Raw genomic sequence first — 2,253 nt, forward strand, 5'->3', positions numbered from 1 at the left:
ACTTGACTGGGGGTCAAGGGGTCGTCGGTTCGAATCCGGCCGTCCCGACCGATTGACCTGGGCAGATGAAGATCTTCTCAGGTAACGGCGGTAACATCCGGTAACGGATGATCTTTGTTGGCGGTAACCACGTGGATGGTTGGCCGTCGACGTGCGCGCTGAACAATGCTCTGACCTGCTGCTTCATCTGCGTCCTGGATGGAGCGGCAGTTTTGCTCTTGATTGCGCGTCAAGCGCTGCAGATGCCGTCAGCTGTCGTTACGCCGGGCGTTTCGACGAGCCCCGATGCGAGGCAGGATCGTCGGGGGCTCCCTGGTCCTGGTCTCCATAGTCGATCGTGGATAGTGAAGCAACCTGTCATCGCGTCGCCGGAGAGGTCGACGCCGGCCGGGCACGGGCGAATACCTCCGGAGCAGTTCGATGATGGCGGTGTCGGCTTGGGCGAGGATCGGCGGGCCGCACAGCGGTGTGGCCAGGACCCGTCGGTATTGGCGGAGTTCGACGTAGACCGTCTGGTCCGTGATCGTGGGGTCCTGGAGGACAGCGAACCGGTCCGCGTAGTTTCTGTACTGCACAGCCGGGCGCAGCGCCGTCAGTTCCGTTCGATGGCCGCCCACCGCTGTTGTACAGGAGTAGCCGCACTCGAAGGGTCCCGGCTGGCTGGGGTGTTGCCTCCTGCTGCGCCGGCGCCTGGTACAGGCACAGACCCACCTAGACGGGAGCGGCACCTAGCCCCCACCGTGGTAAGAGGTTAGGGTCCCTGGCCTCGGTCGCCATCGACGTATGACCAATCCTGGTTGCGTCCGGAGGCGGCCGCTCCGGCCGACACGATCTCCCGTAGAGCAAGCCGTGGCGCAGGTGGTGGCGACCAGTCGCGATGCACCTTGGGCCGGACCAAGATCAAGCTCGTCCGTGAGGTGCCCTCGGCGGGATGATGTGGAGGTGCAGGCCTTGCGGGGCCGAACAGCCGAAGGACACCATCATGGTCATGTGGGCAAACCTCACTCAGCCTCAAGCCGTCGTCCTCGCTGGGTTGGTCGGTGCAACCGGTGCGATCATCGGCGGCCTAATCGCGAACGTTGTAGGCCAATGGGTCGGTTCGGGTGGTCAGCGGCGCAGGAAGTGGGTGGAACTCCGGCACGAGGCGTATGCCGAGGTGTTGCAGCGATTCCACGCTGCTTGGGGGCTATACGACGAGGCCGGATTACGAGGCACGACCGTCGCGGAAGAGCAGCGGGCGGGCCTGGCGCTCCTGGCCGCCTATTCGAGGGCCTCCCTGCTGACCCGGAGCCGCTCGACCGATGGTTCACTTATACGACTGCATGTCGCCGCCCAGGCGCTTTGGGACCGTAACGGACGTCCCTGGCTCGACGTGGACCGCGCCTGTCACGCTGCCGAAGCGGCATTCCGCAAAGCTGCTCGGACCGAGCTGGGCATGCGCAACCATTCCGTGGACGATGATGACGGTCAGCGGCTTCGCCGCAGCTTGGCGGCTTCGACATCACCCAAGGTCGTGCCCGACAGGGAGACAAGTCGTCCGGCCGGAAGCTGCTGATCTTTGCGAGTTGAAAACTCAAGAAGCGGGAGCCTTACTCGCTGCGCTTCAGGGTCAACTTGATCTCGATTGCCGCGTCGCTGCCTGCGCCGCCGATGAGCACCCCGCCGGAAGCTAAGACGCTCACGCCAAATGTTGCTTCGAGCGAGTCGACTTCCCACGGCGATGGATCCCCCGTAGCGGCGGCTGCTGTCTGTGCGATTGTGACGATCTCGGTTAACGCCGCCTCCAACTCGGCGCGGCGGTCAGCGACCGCTGCCGTCCCTCGGCGGTACGGGCCGATTTGGCGATCGTCTCGGCCTAGTTCGATGGTCTCAACAAGAAGCTTGCCGTCGGCCATGTGGAGAATCCTCTCGCCCATCGTTGGTTTCCTGCTGCCCTTAGGAGGGTGGCCAGCGTAGCGACACGTGACGGCCCTGGCACGTTCCGCTGGAACTGGCCGTTGCTTACAGGGCCGGTGTGTGGGTGCGGACGGCTGTCTCAATCACTAGGAACTACCCAAATGGGTGACGGGTGTCCGTCACGGCGGCCCTTATCGTGGATGCGATGAGTGCGACCCAGACGCCGACGAACTCCGAGGGAAGCACGACTCCGCACGACCAGCGGTACGTAGTTCAGCTCTATGGTGAGGGGCACCTACTCGGAGCGGGCTTCTTCGTGACCTCCCGGGTCGTGCTCACCTCCGCCCATGTCCTCCC

General features: G+C 64.2%; 2 protein-coding genes. One reads left to right on the top strand and one right to left on the bottom strand.

Annotated elements, in window-relative coordinates; translation table 11 throughout:
- Positions 1-982 precede the first annotated feature (982 nt).
- Positions 983-1,555, top strand: a complete 573-nt coding sequence (locus KBX08_RS32980) for a hypothetical protein (protein ID WP_210787665.1) — start codon at positions 983-985, stop codon at positions 1,553-1,555.
- 34 nt (positions 1,556-1,589) lie between these two features.
- On the opposite strand, the gene KBX08_RS32985 is transcribed toward KBX08_RS32980, so the two are convergent.
- Positions 1,590-1,895, bottom strand: a complete 306-nt coding sequence (locus KBX08_RS32985; protein ID WP_210787666.1) for a CU044_2847 family protein — start codon at positions 1,893-1,895, stop codon at positions 1,590-1,592.
- Positions 1,896-2,253 lie beyond the last annotated feature (358 nt).

This window comes from Micromonospora sp. H61, from assembly GCF_018070325.1.
GTDB classification, from domain to species: Bacteria; Actinomycetota; Actinomycetes; order Mycobacteriales; family Micromonosporaceae; genus Micromonospora; species Micromonospora salmantinae.